Origin of the sequence: Actinoplanes sp. CA-051413 (assembly GCF_050955795.1) — a bacterium.
Taxonomy (GTDB): Bacteria; Actinomycetota; Actinomycetes; order Mycobacteriales; family Micromonosporaceae; genus Actinoplanes.
Window position 1 is genome coordinate 3,483,910 of sequence record NZ_CP192100.1, and the last position, 21,788, is coordinate 3,505,697.

Sequence of the window (21,788 nt, forward strand, 5' to 3'; positions counted from 1 at the left end):
GGCCATGCTGAAGGAACGTGTCGAGCAGGTTGATCGTGTGGTCATCCGGTTTGCCGGTGACTCCGGTGACGGTATGCAGCTCACCGGTGACCGGTTCACCTCGGAGACGGCGCAGCTGGGTAACGACATCTCGACATTGCCGAACTTCCCGGCGGAGATCCGCGCACCAGCCGGCACCCTGCCCGGCGTCTCCAGTTTCCAGGTGCACTTCGCCGACTACGACATCCTGACCCCTGGCGATGCGCCGAACGTCCTGGTGGCGATGAACCCGGCGGCGTTGAAGGCGAACGTGGGTGATCTGCCGCCGGGGGCGGACATCATCGTCAACACTGATGAGTTCACCAAGCGGAACCTGGCCAAGGTCGGCTATGCGGTCAGCCCGCTCGAGGACGGTTCGCTGGACGGTTTCGCGTTGCACCCGGTGGCGTTGACGTCGATGACCGTCGGCGCGTTGGCTGAGCTGGGGGTGGCGAAGAAAGACGCCGAACGGGCCAAGAACATGTTTGCTCTGGGTCTGTTGAGCTGGATGTATTCGCGGCCGTTCGCGTCCACGATCCGGTTTTTGGAGCGGAAGTTCGCCAAGCGGCCGGATCTGGTCGCGGCGAACAAGGCCGCGTTCCAGGCGGGCTGGAACTTCGGGGAGACGACCGAAGACTTCGCGGTGCGGTATGAGGTGAAGCCGGCGAAGATGCGGCCGGGTACGTACCGCAACATCACCGGCAACGCGGCGTTGGCGTTGGGCCTGGTCGCGGCGGGGGTGCGGGCGAAGCTGCCAGTCTTTTTGGGGGCGTATCCGATCACTCCGGCCTCGGACATTCTGCATGAGTTGTCCAAGCACAAACGGTTCGGTGTGACCACGATGCAGGCCGAGGATGAGATCGCCGCGATCGGCGCCGCGCTGGGTGCCTCCTACGGCGGTGCCCTCGGGGTCACCACCACCTCCGGCCCGGGCGTGGCGCTCAAGGGTGAGACGATCTCCCTGGCCATTGCGTTGGAGTTGCCGCTGGTCATCGTCGATGTGCAGCGGGCCGGACCCTCGACGGGGATGCCGACCAAGACCGAGCAGGCTGATCTGAACATGGCCCTGTACGGCCGGCACGGTGAAGCACCCTTGGCGGTGATCGCGCCGAAGTCGCCCTCGGACTGTTTCCACGCGGCGATCGAAGCCGCCCGGATCGCGCTCATGTACCGCACGCCGGTGATCCTGTTGTCGGACAACTACGTCGCTAACGGCTCCGAGCCGTGGCTGCTGCCGGATGTCAACGATCTGCCGGACATCTCGGTGGCGTATACGACCGAGCCGAACGGCGACGACGGGCGGTTCCTGCCGTATCTGCGGGACCCGCAGACCATGGCCCGGCCGTGGGCGATCCCGGGCACCCCCGGCCTGGAACACCGGATCGGCGGGTTGGAGAAGGCCGACAAGACCGGTGACATCTCCTACGACCCGGCCAACCACGAGTTCATGGTCCGCACCCGCGCCCAGCGCATCGACAACATTCCGGTCCCCGACGTCGAGGTCGAAGACCCCGACGAGAACTCCCGCGTCCTGGTGCTGGGCTGGGGCTCGACGTACGGGCCGATCGGCGCCGCGTGCCGGGCCCTGCGCCAGCGCGGCCTGCCCATCGCCCAGGCCCACCTGCGGCATTTGGCACCCCTGCCGGCCAACCTCGGTGCGGTGCTCGCGGGGTTCGACAAGGTGGTCATCCCGGAGATGAACCTGGGCCAGCTCGCCCACGTCATCCGAGCCAAATACCTGATCGACGCGGTCCCCTTCAACCAGGTCAGCGGTCTGCCGTTCACGGCCGCGACGCTGGAGAACATGCTCGAGGACGTGGTCAAAAATGGCTAACAGCACGATCCCCCTCACCCCGGTCAAACTCACCGGCAAGGACTTCAAGTCCGACCAGGAAGTCCGCTGGTGTCCCGGCTGCGGCGACTACGCCATCCTGGCCGCGGTCCAGCAGTTCATGCCCGAACTCGGTATCGCCCGGGAAAACACGGTGTTCGTGTCCGGGATCGGCTGCTCCTCGCGGTTCCCGTACTACATGAACACCTACGGCATGCACTCCATCCACGGCCGCGCCCCCGCCATCGCGACCGGACTGTCCGCCTCACGGCCGGACCTGAGCGTGTGGGTCGTCACCGGCGACGGCGACGCGTTGTCGATCGGCGGGAACCACCTGATCCACGCCCTGCGCCGCAACGTGAATTTGAAGATCCTGCTGTTCAACAACCGGATCTACGGCCTGACCAAAGGCCAGTACTCACCGACCTCCGAACTCGGCAAGATCACCAAGTCGACGCCGGCCGGGTCCGCGGACTCACCGTTCAACCCCCTGTCCCTGGCCCTCGGCGCCGAAGCCACCTTCGTCGCCCGGACCATCGACTCCGACCGCAAACACCTGCAATCGGTGCTCCGAGCGGCGGCCCAGCACCAAGGGTCGGCGTTCGTGGAGATCTACCAGAACTGCAACATCTTCAACGACGGCGCATTCGAAGTCCTCAAAGACCCCAACACCCGCGACGACCACCTCATCCGCCTGGAACAGGGCCAGCCCATCACCTTCGGCGCCCAGGACCAGTACTCGGTGGTCCACCCCGCCGGGGCTTTCGGCCTGTCGGTGCGGGACAGCGCTGAGCTGGGCGGCGAGACCCCGGTCGTGCACGACGCCACCGTCGACGACCCGGCTTATGCGTTCGCGCTGTCCCGGCTGTCCGGCTCGGACCTGGGCACCACCCCGATCGGCGTGTTCCGCAACGTCGAACGCCCCTCCTACGACGAACTCATCCAGAAGCAGCTCGAAGACGCCAAGGCCCAGGTCACCGGCACCCCGGACGAAATGCTCAGCGACCTGCTCAACACCGGCGACACCTGGACGACGAAGGAGACGCCGTAGTGTCCGTCACGACCGAGAGCCCCACCGCCCTGGCCGCCTGGCACGAGCTGGCGGAGCCGGTGCTGCGCAAAACCGGCCGGAGCCTGGCAACCCTGTCGACCACCACGGACGACGGCCTCACCATCGCCCCGCTGTACGTGGACGGCCCCACCACCCCCGAGGTCAACCCGGCCCCCGGCCCCTGGGACGTCCGGCAGTACCACGGGCCCGGTAGCGACCTGGCCGACGAGATCAACGGTGGGACCACCTCGATCTGGCTGCCGAGCGGGCTGGGCGACGACGCCACGCGGGCCGTGGTCGAGAGCGGACTGGGCCTGGTGCTGGATGCCGGGGCCGAGACGGAACAGGCCGCCGACGACCTGTTCCGGCTGCTGCGCCACGCGCGCACACCACTGCGGGGCAATCTGGGTGCCGACCCGCTGGGCCTCGCCGCCCGTACCGGTGCGGAACCCCGCACCGACCTGCTGACCCGGCTGGCCCGCCGCTGCGTGGACGAGCACCCGCCACTGCGGGCGATCACCGTCGATGCCGCCGCCCACCACGACGCGGGCGCGCCCGACGCCCTGGAGCTGGCCTATGCCCTGGCCACCGGTGTCGCCTACCTGCGTGTCCTCACCGACGCCGGACTGTGCCTGCGCACCGCGCTGGACCAGCTCGAGTTCCGCTACGCGGTCGGCTGCGACCAGTGGCCGGCCATCGCCAAGCTGCGCGCCGCCCAGCTGCTGTGGGCCCGGGTCGCCCGGGCCGCCGGAGTCACCGCCCCCGTACGCCAGCGCCGGCACGCCGTCACCTCACGCACGATGATGACCGCCCGCGCACCGTGGACGAACATCATCCGGTCGACGGTCGCCGCCTTCGCCGCCGTGGTGGGCGGTGCGGACGCGATCACGGTCCTCCCGCACGACCTGTGCCGGGGCCTCGCCACGCCCGAGGCCCGGCGGCTGGCCCGCAACACACACGCCCTGCTCCGGCTCGAGGTCGACGCCTGCCGCGTGCAGGACCCCGCCGCTGGCTCCTGGTATGCCGAACAGCTGACCCGGGACCTGGCCACCGAGGCGTGGGCGCGCTTCCGGGACATCGAGCGCAACGGCGGCATGGCCGCGTCGCTGGCCGACGGTACGGTCCGGACCGAGCTGGCCGCCGCCCGGCAACGACGCCGCGACGACGTCCGCGCGCTGCGCCGTCCCATCGTCGGCGTGACCGCGTATCCGTCTCTCGACGAGGAGCCACCCCCGGAGGTCACCCCGGGCCGCGCCGCCGAGGAGTTCGAACACCTCCGCCGGCGCGCCGAGGCCGGCCCGCTCAAGCCGGTCGCCCTGGTGCTGCTGGACTCCCCGGACGCGGCCGCTGACGCCGCCGAGACGGACCGGACGCTGCAACTCGCCGGCGTGCGTACCGTTCGTGGAACCGCCGAGATCGCGTTCCTCTGCGGACTGGACGCTGCGGCTCCCGCCCACGCCGAGCAGACCGCCGAGCGTCTCCGCCGGTCCGGTACGAGTCTCTGGGCCCTGACCGCGCCGTCGGCGACCGTACCGCTCGACGGCCGGCTGCACCGCGGTGGCGACGCCGTCGCCGCCCTCGACCGGCTGCTCGACCAGATGGGGGCCCCGCGATGATTCCGGACTTCCGTGAGCTGGAACTCGGCGACCCCGATCCGGCCCTGCCCACGGCCGGCGGCGACGCCGTCCAGACGCCGGAGGGCATCCCGGTCGCCCGCCGCTACACCGCCGCCCACGGGAACCGCGGTGGCGGCCTCCCGGGCGTGCCGCCGTACCTGCGGGGGCCGTACCCCACCATGTACACGACCCAGCCCTGGACGATCCGGCAGTACGCCGGCTTCTCCACCGCCGAGGAGTCCAACGCGTTCTACCGCCGCAACCTGGCCGCCGGGCAGACCGGCCTCTCCGTGGCCTTCGACCTGCCCACCCACCGCGGGTACGACTCCGACCACCCGCGCGCCCGGGGCGACGTCGGCATGGCGGGCGTCGCCATCGACTCGCTGCTGGACATGCGGATCCTCTTCGACGGTATTCCGCTCGACCGCACCAGCGTCTCGATGACGATGAACGGTGCGGTCCTGCCGATCCTGGCGCTCTACGTCGTGGCCGCCGAGGAGCAGGGCGTACCGCCGGAGCGGCTCAGCGGGACCATCCAGAACGACATTCTCAAGGAGTTCATGGTCCGCAACACCTACATCTATCCGCCGGCGCCGTCGATGCGGATCGTGGCCGACATCTTCGCGTACACCTCGGCGCGCATGCCGCGTTTCAACTCGATCTCCATCTCCGGCTACCACATGCACGAGGCCGGTGCCACCGCCGACCTGGAGCTCGCCTACACCCTGGCCAACGGCCTGGAGTACCTGCGCGCGGCCCGTGACGCCGGCCTGGACATCGACGTGATCGCCCCGCGGCTGTCGTTCTTCTGGGCGGTCGGGATGGACTTCTTCATGGAGGTCGCCAAGCTGCGCGCCGGCCGGGTGCTCTGGTCCGAGCTGGTGTCGGGCTTCGGCCCGCGCAACCCGCGCTCGCTGAGCCTGCGGGCCCACTGCCAGACGTCGGGCTGGTCGCTGACCGCCCAGGACGTGCTCAACAACGTGGTCCGTACGGCCGTGGAGGCGATGGCCGCGACCCAGGGACAGACCCAGTCGCTGCACACCAACGCCTTCGACGAGGCGCTCGCCCTGCCGACCGACTTCTCGGCCCGGGTGGCCCGGGACACGCAGCTGGTGCTGCGGGAGGAGGCGGGCACCACCCGGGTGATCGACCCGTGGGGTGGCAGCGGCTACGTCGAACACCTCACCGCCGGGCTGATCGCCCGCGCCCGTACCCACCTGGCCGAGATCGCGGCGGCCGGGGGCATGACGAGGGCGATCGGCCAGGGCCTGCCGAAGATGAGGATCGAGGAGACCGCGGCACGGGCACAGGCCCGGATCGACTCGGGCCGGCGCCCGGTGGTCGGCCTCAACGTCTTCCCGGCCCCGGCCGGAGATGCCGTCGACGTGCTGAAGGTGGACAACGCCGCCGTCCTGCAGGCTCAGCTGGACCGGCTGCGGATGCTGCGGTCCGGCCGGGACGAGGACACCTGCGCCGCGGCGCTCGACGCGATGGCCCGGGCGGCGGCCGGACCGGCAGGCGCCGGGGCCGGTCCGGGCAATCTGCTGTATTGCGCCGTGGACGCCGCCCGCGCGGGTGCCACGGTGGGGGAGATGTCAGCCGCGATCGAAGGTGTGTTCGGCCGGCACGTCGCGGAGGTCCGTACGGTGTCGGGGGTCTACCGCCGGGAGAGTGGCGACGAGGGTGAGGTGCCGCGGGCACGGGCCGCGGTCAGTGCCTTCGCCGAGGCCGCAGGCCGGCGGCCGCGCATCCTGGTCGCGAAGATGGGCCAGGACGGCCACGACCGCGGGCAGAAGGTTGTCGCGGGTGCCCTGGCCGACCTCGGCTTCGACGTCGACGTCGGTCCGCTGTTCCAGACCCCGCACGAGGTAGCGGTCCGGGCGGTGGACGCGGACGTGCACATCGTCGGCGTCAGCTCGCTCGCCGGCGGCCACCTCGCTCTGCTGCCCGAGCTGCGCGCCGAACTGCGGGCCCTGGGCCGGGAGGACATCCTCCTGGTGATCGGCGGCGTGATCCCACCCGGCGACCACGAGGCGCTGCGCACGGCCGGCGCGGCTGCGATCTTCGGGTCCGGCACAGTGATCGCGCGGGCGGCGGTCGATCTGCTCGGCATCCTCTCCGGCCGGCTCGGTCCGGCGGCATGACCGATCCGGCGGCGTACGCGGAGGGCATCCTGGCCGGGGACCGCGCCGCGATCGGCCGGGCCATCACGATCCTGGAGTCCACCCGGCCGGCGGACCGCGAGACGGGTCGCCGGCTGCTCCGCCGGCTGGCACCGTACGGCGGTGGCGCGCATCGGATCGGCGTCTCCGGCGTGCCCGGCGCGGGCAAGTCGACGCTGATCGACACGCTCGGTGCCCTGTTGCTGGAACGAGGCCACCGGGTGGCCGTCCTGGCGGTGGATCCGTCGTCGGAGCGTACCGGCGGCAGCATTCTCGGCGACGCCACCCGGATGTCCCGGCTGGCCGGTGCGCCCGGGGCGTACCTGCGCGGTTCGCCCTCGTCGGGGCGGCTCGGCGGGCTCGGCCGGGCGACCGGCGCCGCCGTGGCCGTGGTGGAGGCGGCCGGGTACGACGTGGTCCTCGTCGAGACGGTCGGAGTGGGCCAGTCGGAGACCGCGGTGGCCGCGGTCGTGGACACGTTCCTGCTGCTGGGCCTGGTGGGGGCGGGCGATGACCTGCAGGGCATGAAGATGGGCGTCCTGGAACGGGCCGATCTGGTCGTCATCAACAAGGCGGACGGTGATCGGCAGGTCGCAGCGGCCGCCGCCGCGCGTCAGCTGACCGCGGCCCTCCGGCTGCTGCCGCGCGGTGGCGACCGGACCGAGCCGGCGGTGCTGACCTGTAGCGCCCGGGACGGCAGCGGGGTGCCGGAGCTGGCCGACCGGCTGGCGGCGGCGTATCGGGCCGATCGGGCTTCCGGCGAGCTGACCCGGCGCCGTCGCGACCAGGCCGTCGAGGCGATGTGGGCCCATGCCCGCGCGGAACTGCTCGAAGACTTCCACGCCGAGCTGACGATGTCGCCGGTGCCGGCCGAGCTGGCCGCCGATGTCGTGGTCGGCCGGCTGGCCGAGCGGGAGGCCGGCGACCGCCTGGTGGAGACCTATGTGCGCACGGTACGCGGCCGGCCCGGCTAGGCCTCGGCCTTCAGCAGGTGCTTCTGCACCTTGCCCATCGCGTTGCGGGGCAACGCGTCGACGAACCGGACCTGTCGTGGTCGCTTGTGGGTCGACAACGTACGGGCGACGAAGTCGACGAGCTCACCGGCGGTCACCGCCTCGGCCACCACGAACGCGGTGACCTGCTGGCCGAGGTCGTCGTCCGGGGTGCCGAGCACGGCCGCCTCGCGGACCGCCGGGTGGGCGAGCAGGGCGTCCTCGACCTCGCCGGCGCCGATCCGGTAGCCGCCACTCTTGATCATGTCGGTGGACCGGCGGCCGACGATGCGGTACGCGCCGCCCGGCGTCGTGCGGGCGATGTCGCCGGTCCGGAACCAGCCGTCGGCGTCCAGCGACTGCGCGGTGACCTCGGGCCGGCCCAGGTAGCCGTCGAAGAGCATCGGGCCGCGCACCCAGAGCTCGCCGATGGACTCGCCGTCGGCCGGCAGCGTGGACCCGTCGTCGCCGACCACCCGGGCCTCGACCCCCTCGACGGGCGTGCCGACCAGGCCGGCCTCGCGTCGGGGGTCGTCGGCGCGGTTGCTCAAGGTGATCAGCGTCTCGGTCATGCCGTAGCGCTCGACCGGGCGGTGGCCGGTCAGCTCGTGCATGCGCGCGAACAGCGGGGTCGGCAGGGCCGCGCTGCCGGAGACCAGCAGCCGGGCGGAGCGCAGGCGCTCGGCGACGGCCGGCTGGGCGCACACCCGGGACCAGACCGTCGGTACGCCGAAGTACAGCGTGCCGGCCGCGGCCGCGTACGCCTCGGGCTCGGGCCGCCCGGTGTGGTGCAGGCGGCAACCGACCCGCAGGGCGCCGAGGACGCCGAGGACGAGCCCGTGCACGTGGAACAGCGGCAGGCCGTGCACGAGCACGTCGTCGGGATGCCACGCCCAGGCGTCGGCCAGCGCGTCGATGCCGGCCTCGAGCGCGCGGTGCGAGAGCACTGCACCCTTCGGCGGGCCGGTGGTGCCGCTCGTGTACATGATCAGCGCGGCCTGCTCCGGCTTCGGCTCCGGGTGCCGGTTGTCCGAGTTCCGGTGCAGGTCAACCTGACGTACGCGTATCTCGGCGCCCGGATCCGGATCCGGGTCGGCGGCGAGCAGCAGGGTCGCCCCGGAGTCGCGCAGGATGTGCGACCGTTCCCGCGGCCCGGAGTCCGGTGGCACCGGGACGACCGCGGCGCCGCCGAGCATCGCCCCGACGATCGCCACCACGGTCTCGGCGCTCGCGGTGGCGTGCACCGCCACGACCGGCTCGCCGCGGATGTCGTCGGCGACCGCGTTCGCGCAGGCGAGCAGCCGTTCCGGTGAGAGTGTGACCGTACCGATCCGGATCGTGTCGTCGGCCGTCGCGGGGGAGAGGGCCGTACCAGCCAGCAGGCGCATGCGCTGAACCTACGCCGTACCGGTGACGGTCACAGCCGTCAGCACGAGCCCGGCGGCGACCAGATAGCGGCCGCGCACCTCGGTCAGCGCCGGGCCGCCGTCCCGGCGGGCGCCGTCGACCAGGAGGTGGCCGGTGAACGCCCGCGCGGCCGGGTCGATGGACAGCCGGGCGTCCTCGAAACCCAGCCACCGATGGGTCAGCGGGTACCAGGCCTTGTAGATGGCCTCTTTCGCGCTGAACAACAGCCGGTCCCAGTGGATCGACGGTGCGGTGCGGGCGAGCCGGCCCAGCAACTCCCGCTCCTCGGCGACGGTCACCGATGCGTCCACGTCCGGCGGCAGGGGACCGTGCGGTTCGGCGTCGATGCCGACGGCGGCCAGGTCGCTCGTGCGGGCGACGACGGCAGCGCGGTAGCCGGTGCAGTGGGTGATGCTGCCGGCGATGCCGGGCGGCCACTGCGGCTCGCGGCGGGGTCCGGGCCGGAGCGGGGCCGGTGGGTGGCCGAGGCGTCCGAGTGCCTCCCGGGCACAGCGCCGGGCCGTGATGAACTCGCTGCGCCGCGTCGGCACCGCTCGGGCGATGAGGTCATCCTCGCCCGGGAAGGGTGACTCGCCGGGGACGTCGGTGAACGCCTCCACCGCCACCACCGATGCGGGCAGCAGAAGCTCGATCATCGTGCCCCCATGATCCGGCGCATCGGTGCCGGGCCGCTGCTCCGCCGTTGCCACTCACGCGGATAACCCAGTGACACTTCCTCGAACCGCACGCCGTCGTAGTGCGTCGTGCGAGGTATGTGCAGGTGGCCGTAGACGGCCGCGGCGGCCCGGTACCGCAGGTGCCAGTCGGCGGTGCGGTCGGTGCCGCACCACTGGGCGAACTGCGGATACCACAGCACGTCGGTCGGCCGCCGGACCAGCGGCCAATGACTGACCAGTACGGTGCGCAGCGCGGGATCCGTGGCGTCGAGCCGGCTGCGGGTCTCGCCCAGCCGGGCCCAGCACCACGACTCCCGGTCCGGGTACGGGTCCGGATGCAGCAGCATCTCGTCGGTGCAGACGACCCCGGCCTCGTACGCGAGCTTCAACGACTCCTCCTTGGACGTCACGCCCGGCACCCGGAACGAGTAGTCGTAGAGCAGGAACAGCGGCACCACCAGGACCGGCCCGTCCGCTCCCGGCCAGACCGGGTAGTCGTCCTCGGGGGTGAGCACACCGTTGTCGCGGCACATCCGTACGAGCGCGCGATACCGTTCCTCGCCGCGCAGCGTGACCGGATCGCTGGGGTGGGTCCAGAGCTCGTGGTTTCCCGGTGCCCAGATGACGGAGGTGAACCTCTCCCTGAGCAGGCGCAGGGTGCGTTCAATATCGCCGAACAGGTCACCCACATCGCCGGCCACGATGAGCCAGTCGTCGTCGGACTCCGGGCGCAGGCGATCGACGACCGTCCGGTTCTCGGCGTACGACACGTGCAGATCGCTGGTCGCGAACAGTGAGCCGCTCATGGCCTGATGGTCCGGGGGTCGGCTACTCGGCGATCCGGGTACGCATGGACCACCGGTACACCCGGGGCTCGGTGCCCTCCGGCTCGGCGACCAGTTCGAAGTGTTCGTGCCCGCCCCAGTGGGGCAGCTTGATCCGCTCGCGGGTGTTGTCGTCGACCGGGACACGCATCCGCGTCGGCAACTCGGCCGGTCCGCCTTCGAGAACGATGTCGATGAGCTGGTCGTCGGATTTGTTCATCGCTGCTCCCTGCGCCGCCTGTGGCCGTACCGTCGAACGGCCGACGACCAAAGGTCTCAGGCCCGGCTAATGCGAGACTTGACTGCACCTTCAGCGGCACCGCTGGAAGCTGATCTCATCGCCGCCGTCGCCGCGCTGCTCGGCGGGGCGTCGCTGGCCGGCGGGCGCGGCACTCCGGCCGGGCTGCTCGCCGGTGCGCTGTCGGTGGCGCTGCTCGCCCAGATCGTGGCCGTCGCCTACCTGCCCGAATACTCGACGCAGCTGTTCTACGCGGCGCTGCTGGCCGTGGTCGTCGCCATCGACTCGCCGGGCCTGCGCCGAGGGCTGGAACGCGTCCGGGCCAGGACCGGGCCGGTGGGGGCGTGATGGGCAATCTCAGCTTCGACTTCTCCGGGCGTACGGTGCTGGTCACCGGGGGCGCCCGCGGTGTCGGCCGTGCGATCGGCTAGCACTTACGGGCGGCGGGCGCCGACGGCGTGGTGTGGAAGCTCAGCGACGGCGACTACGAGGCCGTGATGGCGGTGCACGCGGGCGGAACCTTCCGGTTCACCCGGGCGGCCGTGCCGCACTTCCGCCGGCAGAACCGGGGGCGGATCATCAACGTGACCTCGTACACGGGCGTCCTCCATCACCGGTGTCGTCCTGCCGGTCGACGGAGGACTCTCTCTGTGACCCCACCCCGAAGGAGCACGACATGAGTGACTCACCCACCACCGTGGTCTCGGACGCCCACTTCCTGGAGGCGCCCCGCTGGCACGAGGGCCGGATCTGGTTCTCCGACTTCTACGGCTACCGCGTCTCGTCGGCCGCCGAGGACGGCTCGGACCTGCGCGTGGAGGCCGAGGTGCCGGGACAGCCGTCCGGGCTGGGCTGGCTGCCCGACGGCCGCCTGCTGATCGTCGCCATGACCGAGCGCCGGGTGCTGCGCCGCGAGCACGACGGCACGCTCGTCACCCATGCCGACCTTTCCCCGTACGCCAAAGGGCTCGCCAACGACATGTGCGTGGACGCGCAGGGCCGCGCGTACGTGGGCAACTTCGGTTTCGACCTGATGGCCGGCGCCCCGATCGAGCCGACCTCACTGCACCGCGTCGACCCCGACGGCACCGTCACCGAGGTCGCCGACGACCTGTGGTTCCCCAACGGCAGCGCGATCACCGCCGACGGCGTCCTGCTGGTCGTGGAGACCTTCGGCGACCGGGTCAGCGCCTTCGACCTCACTGCCGACGGCCGGCTGACGAACCGCCGGGTGTGGGCCGAGTTCGGGCCGCTGCCCACCGACCGCTCGCTGGAGAAGACACTGCCGACGCTGACCGTGGCGGGGGACGGCGCCTGTCTCGATGCCGAGGGCGCGCTGTGGATCGCCGACGCGACCGGCAGCCGCCTGATCCGGGTGACCGAGGGCGGCACGATCACCGACGAGATCCGTCCCGGCACCCCGGTCTACGCCTGCGGCCTGGGCGGCGCCGACGGCCGCACCCTGTACGCGTGCGCCGCGCCGGACTTCCACGACGAGGCCCGCAAGGCCGCCACCGAAGCCCGCCTCCTCGCGATCCGCGTCGACGTCCCGGCCGCCTGAGCCATGCGCGGCCTGATGCAGGACCGGCTCTCGACGTCGGCATGCTGATGCGCCGCGCCGAGGGGCTCTTCGCGCGCAAACGGGTGGTCACCGCCACCGCGGCCGGCGAGGTCACCGCCACCTGGACGACGGTGGCGGCGAGCCGATCCCGGACGACGCCCGGGTGCTCGACTACGAGGAGCTCCTCGCGCGGGTGCCGCAGCCGGTGGCCCCGGCCGTCGTCGCCGAGGACGACGCCGCCGGCCTGTGCTACACCTCGGGCACGACCGGACGGCCCAAGGGCGTGCTCTACAGCCACCGGTCCATCGTGCTGCACACGCTGGCCCTGCTCGCGGCCGACAGCTTCGCGATCAGCGAGCGCGACGTGGTCCTGCCGATCGTCCCGATGTTCCACGTCAACGCCTGGGGACTGCCGTACGCCGCCGCGATGGCCGGGGCCGAGCTGGTGCTGCCGGGTCCGCGGATGAGCACCCGGACTTGCTCGAGGCCGCCGTCGTCGCCGTACCCGATCAGCGGTGGGGTGAGCGCCCCCTCGCGTGCGTGGTCGTCGCGCCGGACCGGGCACTCACCGCCGAGGACCTGCGGGCGCACCTCGCCGGCCGGGTGGCCTCGTGGTGGGTGCGTGACGAGTTCCGCTTCGTGGCCGAGATCCCCAAGACCGCCACGGGCAAGTTCGCCAAGGTGGCACTGCGCCGGCTGACCGGTCAATGAGCAGCCGCGTACGCCGCTGACGCGATGGCCTCGTGTCCGGCGGCGTTGGGGTGATCGCCGTCGGCGGCCAGCAGCGAGGTCGGATCGCCGGTCCCGGTGCCACCCTTGAACACCGGCAGCGTGTCGACGTAGGTGGCACCCGCCGCGGCCGCCGCCTCGCGTAACGCCTGATCGCAGGCCGCCGTCGCCGCGACGGCCGCCGCGCGCCGGCTGGCGTCATTGCCCGCGGCGACCCCGTCCTCCACGACGTTCCAGTAACCGAACACCAGCACCGGTACGCCGGGCCGCAGGTCGTGCACGGATCGCAGCACGGCCGTCACGTTGCGGCCCACCTCCGCGACGGGCGCCGCGTACGGGTCATCGTCGTCGAGCGCCGCGGCCACGTCGTTGGCCCCGGCCATGACCAGCACGACCGTCGCCCGCCGTACGGCGTCCCGGGCGTGCGCGCCGCTCAGCGTGCGCCGCACGTCGGCCGAGGTCGCACCGGCCTCGGACAGGTTCACCGAGTCCGCTGCCGGGGACACCATCCGGGCGTACAGGTCGGGGAAGGGCGTGCAGTGGCAGGCGGTCCCGGCCGGGACGGAGTCGCCGAAGGTGACGACGGTGACCGGCGGGGCCGATGCCGGTGGCGGCGTGGCGCAGCCGCCCAGCAGCAGCGCGCCGAGCACCGCGACCACGGCCCTCACGGCGTGACCGCAGGACGGGCGAGCCACGACGACAACCAGTCGAACGCGGGCGCCTCCATGGCCTGCCACACCGCGTCGCTGTGCCCGCCGTGGGCCACGACGGCCGTGGTGACCGACAGCGGCGGGCGGGCCAGCCGGGCCATGGTCAGACCGTCCCGGCGGGACGGCGGGTCGTCGGCGGCGTAGGCCAGATACAGCCCGGCCCGGGGTTGGGGGAGGTGCCGCAGCCGCCAGGAGACGTTGTGGGTGGCCAGCTCGGAGCCGTCGCCGACCTTGATGCCGGGGGAGGCGTACCCGGACAGGCTGGCCGCGGCGGCGTACTCCCGCGGATGCCGCAGCAGCAGGTCGGCGGCGCAGAACCCGCCGGCCGAGTAGCCGGCCAGGCCCCAGGCCGCGCCGTCGGGCCGGACCCGGAAGCCGGCCCGGACCGCCGCCGGGACGTCCACCGTCAGGAACGTCTCCGCCTTCGGGCCGCCGGCCAGGTCGGTGCACTCGGTGTCGATCAGCGGGTCCGACGTCTGGTAGGCGAAGACCACGACGGCCGGGGCCATCCGGCCGGTGGCGATTTCCTGGTCGAGGTGCCGCCGCACGTCGAGGCGGCGCAACCAGCTCTTCGGCGAACCGGGGAAGCCGTGCAGGGCCTCGATCACCGGGTAGCGCTCGTGGCTGCGGGCGTAGCCGGGCGGCAGGTAGACGTAGGCGGGCATGGTCATGCGGGAGACCCGCCCGGCCACCGTGATCTCGACGATCCGGCCGCCGGGCCCGGAAGCGTCTTCAGCGCGCGGCGGCGGGACGGGCGGGTCCTCTTGGACGCCGCCGAGCGCGCTCCAGCTGGGGTAGGCCTCGGTGAGCCGGTTCAGCTCGATCGCCGACGTGGCCACCACGCTCAGCGTGCAGGCCAGGACGAGACCGGTCCGCGCGATCCGGCCGGCCCGCTCCCAGCGCACCGCCACGGCCACCGCGGAGCCCACGACCAGGGCGAGGCCGGTCGCCAGCAGCGGGAGCCCGTCGATCCTCATGCCGGCAACGCCGTCGGGAGGACCCGGGGGGACGCGAGCGCGGGCGGGCTCTGGGCGACGGCCCAGCTGGTCGCGGCGGACCACGTCGCAAACGTGCGCGTGGGAACCGCTGGTCCGGTGCCGGCCGGCGCGGAACCGACGGTCGCCAGCGCGGCGAAGCGGCCGGGGAGTTCGGTCACCAGCCGCCGGGCGAGCGGGACCTGGGCGGTTGCGGCCACCAGGACCCAGCCGCGTGGCGTGGCCCGCAGATCGGTCTCCAGCAGCCCGGGCAGCGCGGCCAGCGAGCTGGTGCGCCCGATGGGGGAGAGCGTGACCTCGATGAGATCGGCGCCGGCCGGGCGGCCGCCCAGGGCGAGCAGGACCGGGTACGCGAGCGGTCGGGTCCCGTACCCGGCCGGGACGGTGACCCGGGGCGGCGCCGCGAGCTGCCAGGCCGCCGAACCGGGCGGCTGCCACCTGGCGCTCGGGTCCCGCGCGAACGAGGCGTCCAGCCGGCCGGTGCTGGCCGGGGCGATACCCGCCGGGGTGCCGGTCTGCCCGGCCAGCGCCTGCCACGAGGGATAGAACTGTTCGTGACGGTTGTAGAGCAGTCCCACGGCGAGCACCAGCAGGGTCTGGCTGAGCAGCAGGCTGAGTACGCGGGTGGGCAACCGCCGCTTGCGGCTGCCGCGGTTCCACGACCATCCCAGAAACGCAATGGCCGACAGTGCCGCGGCGCCGGTGCCGAGCACCAGCGGCAGGCCGGTGAGCGTCATCAGCGCACCCCCGCAAAGGACCGGGTGAGTGGGGGCCGCCGGCCCGGGCCGGGCAGGAACGCCTCGGCCGACAGGACCGCGACCGCGATCCGCGGGAGCTCACGGACCGCGGGGAAGCACAGATAGCGCGGCACCCAGGCGGGCTGGTACTTGGCGTTGGACCGGTACAGCGACTCGATCTGCCAGACCCGGGAGGCGGCCTTGAGGACCTGGTACGACAGCCGCAGCACCGGCCCGGCCCCGAGCTCGTCGGCCCGGGCGAACACCGAGCGCAGCACGGCGAAGTTCAGCGAGACCCGGTGCACGCCCAGCCCGGGCGCGGCCGTCATGGTGGTGACCACCATGAACTCGGTCAGCCCGTTCTCGGCGGTCCGGTCCCCGCGCATCAGGTCCAGCGACAGCCCGTCGGTGCCCCACGGCACGTAGTGCAGCAGGCCCCGGATCCGGCCGTCGGCGTCCCGGCAGACCACGAACAGGCAGTCACCGTCGTCCGGGTCGCCGAGGCGCGACAACGCCATGGAGAAGCCGCGCTCCACCTGGCCGTCGCGGAAGGCGTCGGCGGCCCGCTGCGCCTCGGTCAGGGCCTCCGGCGTGAGGTCGCGCAGCCGGGTGACCGTACAGGTGTAACCGGCCCGCTCCACCCGGGCGACCGCCTGCCGGACCGCGCGCATCGCCCGGCCCTGCAGGGTGAAACCGGCGACGTCGAGGATCGCCTCGTCGCCCAGCTCGACGACATCCAGACCCGCTTTCCGGTACGCCCGGCCGGCGGCATTGCCACAGCCGAGCACAGCCGGCGTCCAGCCGTGCCGGGCACAGTCCCGCAGCCACACCGCGATGACCTCCGGCCACTGCGACGCCAGGCCGATCGGATCACCGGAGGCCAGACTCACCCCGTTGATCACGCGGTACGCGATCACCGCCCTGCCCGACGGCGCCCACAGCAGGGACTTGTCCGGGCGCAGGGCGAAGTAGCCCAGCGAGTCGCCCGCCCCGTGCTGCCGGACGAGCTCACGGACCACCGCGTCGTCCTCGCCGGTGCGTTGCGGCAGCCGGTTCGCGGGTCGTAGCAGCAGCACGACGGCCGCCGCGATCGAGAGCAGCCCGAACATGCCGGTGGTGTAGCTGACCGTCTCGGCGCCCAGCGGGTACGCGAACCGGATCGGCCCGGAGACGCCGACCAGCCCGAGCGCGGATTCCTGCATCCAGGCGATCACTCCCGGACGGCCTTCGAGCCGGTTCATCCGTACGGCGATCTCGAGCAGCCCGACCGCGAACCCGGCGCCGGCGAAACCGATGAAGGCGGCCAGCGCCCGCCACCGGTTCCACGGATCGGCCTGTGCGTGGAAGCGGCGGCGGACCACGATCAGCATCACCAGCAGTGCCACGGAGACGGCGGCGGCGTCGTAGTGCCAGCCCCGGGCCAGGTGCAGCACCACCCCGGCCCCGGCCAGGACCACCGCCACCTGCCAGGCCCGGTGCTTGCCCCGGCGCAGCCCGGCCCCGAGATAGACCAGCAGCAGGCCGGACGCCGCGCTGGCCGCCCGAGCGGTGAGCACGCCGGCCATCGGCAGCAGCCCGGCCAGTTCCCCGAAGCGGCCGTGCGGCGACGGCAGCACCACCGTGACGACGTTGTAGAGCCCGGCCAGCTGGACCAGCCGGGCGACCGCCACGCGGGACAACGGCGGCTGCGGCCGCCAGGGTTCCTCGGGATCCTCCGGCGCTGTTTCTTCGGGCCTCGCTGCTGCTGCCTGCCTCATAGCGCGATCGTCTGTCCGCGCGCTTGGCATCAGCCGAGAGTTCTCTGTGTCCTTCCTGGGCATCCCGGGCCGCCGCGCCGCCGGGCTTCCGCTCGGCGCGGCAACCGTGATAGACCCATGTCAATGCATTCTCGTTAACGGGATCGAAACAGGGAGGCCGTATGGCCACGTCGATGAGCCGTCGATCCGTCCTGGCCGCCGGGGCCGGCGCCGCCGTGGGGCTGGCCCTGCCGGGTGCGGCCGCGCAGGCCGGCGGCCACTCGGCCACCAGAGCGCGGTTCACCCTCAACGCCGAGACCCTGGACGGCGGCGAGCAGGTCACCTCGCTCACCGTCGCCACCGGCGGACTCGGCCGCATCGACCCCGGGAGTCTCACGACCAGCACGTTCACCGTGCATGCGAAGGCGACGAGCCCGATCCCCATCGCGCCGGGCGACCAGATCTTCAGCGAGTACGACCTGGACCGGGCGGTGACCGCCGTCCGGCTCGACCACCACGGCAACATCGTGCTCGACCTCGCGTACGCCGAGGGCCAGACCGGTGGCGGCACGCTCGGCTACATCGCGAGCCGGGGCCGCAACGTACGGCTCGACCTCGCGTACACGATCACCCAGAACGCACCCTTCACCGTACGGGGGCACCGCCCGGTCACCATCGCCGAGTTCGTCCAGGGCCGGCTGTCCAACCCCGAGGTGGACGCGTTCCGGTACGGCATCTCCGCCTCGGGGATGAAGTACCGCCTGTTCCAGCCGTCCCGCCGCTTCGCCAGTCGGGGCCGGCGCCCGCTCGTCGTCTGGCTGCACGGCGGCGGTGAAGGAGCCTCGCTGCCGGACAACTACTACGACAACGAGACCACGCTGCGCGCCAATCGCGTCGCGCTGGGCTTCGCCACCCCGGAAGCCCAGCGGATCTTCGCCGGCGCCTACGTCGTGGCCCCGCAGAGCCCCTCCTTCTGGCTCGAGGACGGTGACCGCTTCGCCCCCCAGATCCGCGAGATCGTCCGTGAGGTCGCGCGCCGGCACCCGGTCGACCGCGACCGGATCTACGTGGTCGGCGCCAGCAACGGCGGCTACATGAGCCTGAAGATGACCACGGTCTACCCGGACCTGTTCGCGGCGTCGGTGCCCATCTGCGGCGTCGTCGAGTCCCTGCAGCCCGGCGGCCCCACGATGATCACCGACGCCGAGCTGCGGGCCATCCGGACCCCGACCTGGCTGGTGACCTCCCGCGACGACACCACCGTGCCGCCGGTGCCCAACACCGTCCACGCCCATGAGCTGATCGACGGCTCGTTGCTGTCGCTCTACGACAACGTCGTCTGGAACGGCCACCAGTTCCCCGGCCACTGGTCGTGGATCTATGTGGCCCGCAACGATCCGCGCATCGACGGCACCCGCATCTGGCAGTGGATGGCCCGGCAACGCAACTGAGCCGCCCGGGCCGTCAGGGGTCGCGGAACCGAAGAGCCAGGCCGCCGCAGAGCAGGGCTGCGGCGGCCCAGGCGGCCAGCACGGCCAGGCCCGCCCAGGGTCCGATCGGGAGGTGGTCCAGGTCGGTCGTGGCCTGGACGGCCAGCCCGGCCGTCATCGGCGCGAACCGGCGCAGCGTGCGTTGCAGCTCCGGATCGTTGATCACCGCCGCGACCATCGGTACGGCGTACAGCAAGACCAGCACGGCCCCCGCCGAGGCCGCCGCGTCCCGAATCACGGCGGCGACACCGAGCGCCAGTAGCCCGATCAGCACCAGGTAGAGCACCGACCCGACGGCGGCCCGCAGTGTCGGACCGTCAGCCAGTGACGGCGCTGCGATGCCGCTGCCGGGCAGCACCGCCCGGCCGGCGACCAAGCAGCCCAGCACGGCCACCGTCCCCACGACCAGGATCAAGCCGCCGGTCAGGACCGTCTTGGCGGCCAGGACGACGATCCGGCGGGGCATGGCGGTGAACGTCGTACGGAGCAGGCCCGTGCTGTGCTCGCCGCCGATCGTCGACACGGCCAGCAGCACGACGATGGCCTGGCCGAGCTGCACCCCGGCCAGGGTCAGCACCGCCGGATCGATGCCGCATCCGCCCCGGGCACAGCGTGCCGAGGCGACCGCGAACAGGCTGGTCAGCACCGTCGCCACGACGAAGCTCGGCACCAACCAGAGAACGGCGGGTTCGGTGCGCAGCTTGGTCCACTCGGCGTACAGCATCCGGCTCACGCGTCGCTCCGGCGCAGCCGCGCACTTGCCAGGCCGAGGGACAGTGCGGCGTACCCGGCCAGGACGGCGAGGCCGCCCCAGGCCGGCAGCGGGTAGTAGCCGGACGTGGGCGTGTAGCTCGCCAGCACGTGCGCGTACTCGGGCGCGACCTGCTGAAACGCGAAGGCCGCGGCCGGGGTCAGCCGCAGGAGCCACTCCGCGCCCGCGGTGGGCAGGCCCCCGATAACCGCCAGCAGGTACGGCAGCACAACCACCGCCACCGCGACACCCACCGCGGCCAGCCCGCGACGGAGCAGCACTGTCAGCCCCAGCGCGATCAGCGCGGTGCCGGCGACGAGCAGACCGGCCTCGGCAGCCACCCGGGCCAGGGTGCCCAGCGGCAACCCCGGCTGCCGGAAGCCGTTGCCGGTCAGCACTTCCCAGGCGAGCGGGATGACCAGCGCGGCGGCGGCCGTACCGGCGACGAACGTGACGGCGCCGAGCACGATCGCCTTCGCCGCCACGACCCGGCCCCGCCGCGGGCTCGCCAGCAGCGTCACCCCGATCAGGCCGCGCCGGAACTCGCCGGACACGGTACGGGCGGCCACCACGATCACCACGATCAGGCCGATGACCAGCCCGATCAGCGCCAGCTGGACCCAGGGTCCCGTTTCGCCGGCCAGGGGAGCGATGTCACCGTTGCCGGACACCGTCAGGACCCCGCCGGCCTCCTCGGCGCTGCCCGGGTGGTGCACGGTGCCGTCCGGGTTCGGCTCGGTCCCGACGTCGTCGCGCCGCCAGTCGCCGCCGGGCGCGGTGCCGGTCGAGCCGACGTTGTCGAAGGTGGCGGTCGCCGTGGCCAGCCGGGCCTGGACGCTTCCGCCGCCGGCCCCGCCGTTCACGGTGAGGTCGCTCGGTGAGGTGACGAAGAGCCCGAGCTCCAGGGGCCCCGCCAGCGTCGCGGTGCCCACCCTGCTCCAGGCGGCGCCGTCGGCCGACTCCTCCCCGGTCAGCGTGTCCCCGGCGCGGGTCAGCCGCAGCCAGCGCGGGGCGCCCGCCGACACGGCGCCGGGCTTGCCCGCGGTGTCGTGGACGAAGTCGTGCTGCATCCGTACGCCGTGCTCGGCGGTGACCATCAGAGCCACGTAACGGGAGCCCTCGGCGGTGCCGTCCTTGGCGATGACGCCGGCCTTGGCCCACTCCACCAGACCCGGGACGATCTTGTCGTGGTCCGGCGGCGGATAGGTGATCAGGCCGGTCATCGAGGTCACCCGTACGGTGATGGCGCCGTCCCCGGCCAGCGTCCGGTGCACGAAGTAGAACTTGTCGCGTACCGGCTCGCCGTCCGGGCCCAGCGGGAGCGCCGGGCACTCGATGTCCACGGTCCCGTTCGAGCAGGACGAGATGCTGTTCGACGCGACGAACAACCCCAGCAGCACGGTCACCAGGGCCGCGGCCACCGTGCCGAGCACCCAGCCGCGGACCGTGCGGAACTTGACCCATTCGGCCCGTACGAGCCGGGCGAAGTCGCTCATCGGGCTGCCTCCCCACGGAACTCCACCGCGTCGCGGGTCAGCGCGAAGTACGCCTCCTCCAGCGACGGTGATGCCGCCAGCAGCTCGGACACGGTGGTGTCGGCGAGCACCCGGCCCCGGCCGACGATCACCACGTGCGCGGCGATGTGCTGCAACTCGCTCATCAGGTGGCTGGCGACCAGCACGGCCCGCCCCTGGGCCGCCAAGGTCCCCAGCAGCCCGCGCATCCACACGATGCCCTCCGGGTCGAGGCCGTTGAACGGCTCGTCCAGCATCAGCACCGGCGGGTCGCCGAGCAGCGCGGCGGCGATCCCGAGCCGCTGCCGCATGCCCAGCGAGAAGCCGCCGGCCCGGCGGCGGGCGACCTCGGCCAGGCCGGCCTGCTCCAGCACCTCGTCGACCCGCCGGGCCGCGAAGCCCTGCGAACGGGCCAGCCAGAGCAGGTGGTTACGAGCCGAGCGGCTGGGCTGCACCGCCCCGGCGTCCAGCAGGGCCCCCACGTGGGTCAACGGCCGGCGCAACGTCCGGTACGGCACGCCACCGACGAGGGCGGTGCCGGCGTCCGGGGCGGCGAGGCCCAGAACCACCCGCATGGTGGTGGACTTGCCGGCGCCGTTCGGGCCGACGAAGCCGGTGACGTGCCCCGGCCGTACCGTGCAGGACAGGCCGTCCAGGGCGACTGTGCGCCCGTACCGTTTGTGGAGGCCGGTGACCTCGATCGTGGGTTCCATGGCCCCGGTTCTACGCAGCGGGCCGTAACGGCGGCC

The 21,788-nt window shown here is 72.6% G+C and carries 21 protein-coding genes and 1 pseudogene; 11 read left to right on the forward strand and 11 right to left on the reverse strand.

What is annotated here, in order from left to right:
• Positions 1 to 4: 4 nt before the first annotated feature.
• From ACQP2Y_RS16290 to meaB, 5 genes are read left to right on the forward strand one after another with little or no spacing between them, the layout of a single operon-like run.
• The gene (locus ACQP2Y_RS16290; RefSeq protein ID WP_433728993.1) at positions 5 to 1,852 is read left to right on the forward strand and encodes a 2-oxoacid:acceptor oxidoreductase subunit alpha; all 1,848 of its coding nucleotides are present in this window, start codon (positions 5 to 7) and stop codon (positions 1,850 to 1,852) included.
• On the forward strand, positions 1,845 to 2,900 hold the full coding sequence (locus ACQP2Y_RS16295) for a 2-oxoacid:ferredoxin oxidoreductase subunit beta (RefSeq protein WP_433728995.1): 1,056 nt from the start codon (positions 1,845 to 1,847) through the stop codon (positions 2,898 to 2,900). The genes ACQP2Y_RS16290 and ACQP2Y_RS16295 overlap by 8 nt, the downstream gene beginning before the upstream one ends.
• Positions 2,900 to 4,516 (forward strand): methylmalonyl-CoA mutase family protein, encoded by a 1,617-nt coding sequence (locus ACQP2Y_RS16300; RefSeq protein WP_433728997.1) that lies wholly within the window; start codon positions 2,900 to 2,902, stop codon positions 4,514 to 4,516. The genes ACQP2Y_RS16295 and ACQP2Y_RS16300 overlap by 1 nt, the downstream gene beginning before the upstream one ends.
• Positions 4,513 to 6,660 (forward strand): methylmalonyl-CoA mutase, encoded by a 2,148-nt coding sequence (gene scpA / locus ACQP2Y_RS16305; RefSeq protein WP_433728999.1) that lies wholly within the window; start codon positions 4,513 to 4,515, stop codon positions 6,658 to 6,660. The genes ACQP2Y_RS16300 and scpA overlap by 4 nt, the downstream gene beginning before the upstream one ends.
• Complete coding sequence (meaB, locus tag ACQP2Y_RS16310; protein ID WP_433729002.1) at positions 6,657 to 7,652, forward strand: methylmalonyl Co-A mutase-associated GTPase MeaB; 996 nt, start codon at positions 6,657 to 6,659, stop codon at positions 7,650 to 7,652. Before scpA ends, meaB begins: the two co-directional genes overlap by 4 nt.
• On the opposite strand, the gene ACQP2Y_RS16315 is transcribed toward meaB, so the two are convergent.
• The 4 genes from ACQP2Y_RS16315 to ACQP2Y_RS16330 are packed head-to-tail and all read right to left on the reverse strand — an operon-like array spanning position 7,649 to position 10,798.
• A complete protein-coding gene (locus ACQP2Y_RS16315) occupies positions 7,649 to 9,058 on the reverse strand; it encodes an acyl-CoA synthetase (protein ID WP_433729004.1) in 1,410 nt (469 codons plus the stop codon). The two genes, meaB and ACQP2Y_RS16315, sit on opposite strands and share 4 nt — an antisense overlap.
• Positions 9,059 to 9,067: 9 nt before the next feature.
• Positions 9,068 to 9,733 (reverse strand): 4'-phosphopantetheinyl transferase family protein, encoded by a 666-nt coding sequence (locus ACQP2Y_RS16320; RefSeq protein ID WP_433729007.1) that lies wholly within the window; start codon positions 9,731 to 9,733, stop codon positions 9,068 to 9,070.
• A complete protein-coding gene (locus tag ACQP2Y_RS16325; RefSeq protein WP_433729009.1) occupies positions 9,730 to 10,560 on the reverse strand; it encodes a metallophosphoesterase family protein in 831 nt (276 codons plus the stop codon). Before ACQP2Y_RS16325 ends, ACQP2Y_RS16320 begins: the two co-directional genes overlap by 4 nt.
• Positions 10,561 to 10,582: 22 nt before the next feature.
• Positions 10,583 to 10,798, reverse strand: a complete 216-nt coding sequence (locus tag ACQP2Y_RS16330) for a DUF5988 family protein (protein WP_433729012.1) — start codon at positions 10,796 to 10,798, stop codon at positions 10,583 to 10,585.
• Between the two features lie 78 nt (positions 10,799 to 10,876).
• On the opposite strand from ACQP2Y_RS16330, the gene ACQP2Y_RS16335 reads away from it, so the two are divergent.
• The 5 genes and pseudogenes from ACQP2Y_RS16335 (at position 10,877) to ACQP2Y_RS16355 (ending at position 13,088) form a co-directional block, all read left to right on the forward strand.
• On the forward strand, positions 10,877 to 11,164 hold the full coding sequence (locus ACQP2Y_RS16335) for a hypothetical protein (RefSeq protein WP_433729014.1): 288 nt from the start codon (positions 10,877 to 10,879) through the stop codon (positions 11,162 to 11,164).
• 149 nt (positions 11,165 to 11,313) lie between these two features.
• A complete protein-coding gene (locus tag ACQP2Y_RS16340; protein WP_433731969.1) occupies positions 11,314 to 11,496 on the forward strand; it encodes a hypothetical protein in 183 nt (60 codons plus the stop codon).
• The gene (locus ACQP2Y_RS16345) at positions 11,493 to 12,377 is read left to right on the forward strand and encodes an SMP-30/gluconolactonase/LRE family protein (protein ID WP_433729016.1); all 885 of its coding nucleotides are present in this window, start codon (positions 11,493 to 11,495) and stop codon (positions 12,375 to 12,377) included. Before ACQP2Y_RS16340 ends, ACQP2Y_RS16345 begins: the two co-directional genes overlap by 4 nt.
• Before the next feature lie 205 nt (positions 12,378 to 12,582).
• Positions 12,583 to 12,777: pseudogene (locus ACQP2Y_RS16350) on the forward strand (AMP-binding protein); the annotation flags it as partial.
• Between the two features lie 77 nt (positions 12,778 to 12,854).
• Positions 12,855 to 13,088 (forward strand): AMP-binding enzyme, encoded by a 234-nt coding sequence (locus ACQP2Y_RS16355; protein WP_433729019.1) that lies wholly within the window; start codon positions 12,855 to 12,857, stop codon positions 13,086 to 13,088.
• Here the strand turns inward: ACQP2Y_RS16355 and ACQP2Y_RS16360 are convergent.
• The 4 genes from ACQP2Y_RS16360 to ACQP2Y_RS16375 are packed head-to-tail and all read right to left on the reverse strand — an operon-like array spanning position 13,082 to position 17,305.
• Positions 13,082 to 13,774, reverse strand: a complete 693-nt coding sequence (locus ACQP2Y_RS16360; RefSeq protein ID WP_433729021.1) for an SGNH/GDSL hydrolase family protein — start codon at positions 13,772 to 13,774, stop codon at positions 13,082 to 13,084. The two genes, ACQP2Y_RS16355 and ACQP2Y_RS16360, sit on opposite strands and share 7 nt — an antisense overlap.
• Positions 13,771 to 14,793, reverse strand: a complete 1,023-nt coding sequence (locus ACQP2Y_RS16365) for an alpha/beta hydrolase (RefSeq protein ID WP_433729023.1) — start codon at positions 14,791 to 14,793, stop codon at positions 13,771 to 13,773. The genes ACQP2Y_RS16360 and ACQP2Y_RS16365 overlap by 4 nt, the downstream gene beginning before the upstream one ends.
• The gene (locus ACQP2Y_RS16370) at positions 14,790 to 15,548 is read right to left on the reverse strand and encodes a hypothetical protein (protein WP_433729026.1); all 759 of its coding nucleotides are present in this window, start codon (positions 15,546 to 15,548) and stop codon (positions 14,790 to 14,792) included. The genes ACQP2Y_RS16365 and ACQP2Y_RS16370 overlap by 4 nt, the downstream gene beginning before the upstream one ends.
• Positions 15,548 to 17,305, reverse strand: a complete 1,758-nt coding sequence (locus ACQP2Y_RS16375; RefSeq protein ID WP_433729029.1) for a phosphatidylglycerol lysyltransferase domain-containing protein — start codon at positions 17,303 to 17,305, stop codon at positions 15,548 to 15,550. The genes ACQP2Y_RS16370 and ACQP2Y_RS16375 overlap by 1 nt, the downstream gene beginning before the upstream one ends.
• Positions 17,306 to 17,466: 161 nt before the next feature.
• On the opposite strand from ACQP2Y_RS16375, the gene ACQP2Y_RS16380 reads away from it, so the two are divergent.
• On the forward strand, positions 17,467 to 18,735 hold the full coding sequence (locus ACQP2Y_RS16380; RefSeq protein ID WP_433729031.1) for a prolyl oligopeptidase family serine peptidase: 1,269 nt from the start codon (positions 17,467 to 17,469) through the stop codon (positions 18,733 to 18,735).
• Between the two features lie 13 nt (positions 18,736 to 18,748).
• Here ACQP2Y_RS16380 and ACQP2Y_RS16385 read toward each other — a convergent pair whose 3' ends face one another.
• Genes ACQP2Y_RS16385 through ACQP2Y_RS16395 form a run of 3 tightly spaced genes read right to left on the reverse strand, consistent with a single transcriptional unit; the run spans position 18,749 to position 21,752 of the window.
• Positions 18,749 to 19,498: an ABC transporter permease gene (locus ACQP2Y_RS16385; protein WP_433731971.1), complete on the reverse strand. Its 750-nt coding sequence runs from the start codon at positions 19,496 to 19,498 to the stop codon at positions 18,749 to 18,751.
• Between the two features lie 5 nt (positions 19,499 to 19,503).
• Positions 19,504 to 21,021 carry an ABC transporter permease subunit gene (locus ACQP2Y_RS16390; protein ID WP_433729033.1) on the reverse strand — a complete coding sequence of 506 codons (1,518 nt, stop codon included), beginning with the start codon at positions 21,019 to 21,021 and terminating at the stop codon, positions 19,504 to 19,506.
• Positions 21,018 to 21,752, reverse strand: a complete 735-nt coding sequence (locus ACQP2Y_RS16395) for an ABC transporter ATP-binding protein (RefSeq protein ID WP_433729035.1) — start codon at positions 21,750 to 21,752, stop codon at positions 21,018 to 21,020. The genes ACQP2Y_RS16390 and ACQP2Y_RS16395 overlap by 4 nt, the downstream gene beginning before the upstream one ends.
• Positions 21,753 to 21,788 lie beyond the last annotated feature (36 nt).

Bases quoted from the DNA above. Each gene is read 5' to 3' on its own strand.
- ACQP2Y_RS16290 (WP_433728993.1), top strand. From the start codon at position 5: ATGCTGAAGGAACGTGTCGAGCAGGTTGATCGTGTGGTCATCCGGTTT.
- ACQP2Y_RS16295 (WP_433728995.1), top strand. From the start codon at position 1,845: ATGGCTAACAGCACGATCCCCCTCACCCCGGTCAAACTCACCGGCAAG.
- scpA (WP_433728999.1), top strand. From the start codon at position 4,513: ATGATTCCGGACTTCCGTGAGCTGGAACTCGGCGACCCCGATCCGGCC.
- meaB (WP_433729002.1), top strand. From the start codon at position 6,657: ATGACCGATCCGGCGGCGTACGCGGAGGGCATCCTGGCCGGGGACCGC.
- ACQP2Y_RS16315 (WP_433729004.1), bottom strand. From the start codon at position 9,058: ATGCGCCTGCTGGCTGGTACGGCCCTCTCCCCCGCGACGGCCGACGAC.
- ACQP2Y_RS16320 (WP_433729007.1), bottom strand. From the start codon at position 9,733: ATGATCGAGCTTCTGCTGCCCGCATCGGTGGTGGCGGTGGAGGCGTTC.
- ACQP2Y_RS16325 (WP_433729009.1), bottom strand. From the start codon at position 10,560: ATGAGCGGCTCACTGTTCGCGACCAGCGATCTGCACGTGTCGTACGCC.
- ACQP2Y_RS16330 (WP_433729012.1), bottom strand. From the start codon at position 10,798: ATGAACAAATCCGACGACCAGCTCATCGACATCGTTCTCGAAGGCGGA.
- ACQP2Y_RS16340 (WP_433731969.1), top strand. From the start codon at position 11,314: ATGGCGGTGCACGCGGGCGGAACCTTCCGGTTCACCCGGGCGGCCGTG.
- ACQP2Y_RS16345 (WP_433729016.1), top strand. From the start codon at position 11,493: ATGAGTGACTCACCCACCACCGTGGTCTCGGACGCCCACTTCCTGGAG.
- ACQP2Y_RS16365 (WP_433729023.1), bottom strand. From the start codon at position 14,793: ATGAGGATCGACGGGCTCCCGCTGCTGGCGACCGGCCTCGCCCTGGTC.
- ACQP2Y_RS16370 (WP_433729026.1), bottom strand. From the start codon at position 15,548: ATGACGCTCACCGGCCTGCCGCTGGTGCTCGGCACCGGCGCCGCGGCA.
- ACQP2Y_RS16375 (WP_433729029.1), bottom strand. From the start codon at position 17,305: ATGAGGCAGGCAGCAGCAGCGAGGCCCGAAGAAACAGCGCCGGAGGAT.
- ACQP2Y_RS16380 (WP_433729031.1), top strand. From the start codon at position 17,467: ATGGCCACGTCGATGAGCCGTCGATCCGTCCTGGCCGCCGGGGCCGGC.
- ACQP2Y_RS16385 (WP_433731971.1), bottom strand. From the start codon at position 19,498: ATGCTGTACGCCGAGTGGACCAAGCTGCGCACCGAACCCGCCGTTCTC.
- ACQP2Y_RS16390 (WP_433729033.1), bottom strand. From the start codon at position 21,021: ATGAGCGACTTCGCCCGGCTCGTACGGGCCGAATGGGTCAAGTTCCGC.
- ACQP2Y_RS16395 (WP_433729035.1), bottom strand. From the start codon at position 21,752: ATGGAACCCACGATCGAGGTCACCGGCCTCCACAAACGGTACGGGCGC.